This window comes from Thermus sp. FJN-A (assembly GCF_054655095.1).
On the sequence record NZ_BAAHSC010000247.1, the window covers coordinates 1 to 236 of the forward strand.

Annotated in this window: 1 pseudogene; it reads right to left on the bottom strand. The window is 72.5% G+C overall.

What is annotated here, in order from left to right:
• Positions 1-236 (bottom strand): annotated as a pseudogene (locus ACYQ0J_RS13605) (hypothetical protein); the annotation flags it as partial.

Below are 236 nucleotides of genomic sequence, written 5' to 3' on the forward strand. Positions count from 1 at the left end.
TCCCCCTCGCACACCCGGCCCGAGGCGTTGTAGAGCCTCATCTCCCGCTCGTCCTCCCGCCGGGGGTCGGGGGAGAAGCTCACCATCCACCAGGCGCACACCGGGTTCTCCGCCCGCCCCTCCGCCCGAAACCAGGCCACCTGTCCCCCCTCTACCCGGCCCTCCCCCATGGCCTCAACCACCACCCGCTCCCCCTCCTCCAGGAGCAGGCCCCAATCCCCCTCGGAAGGAAGCCC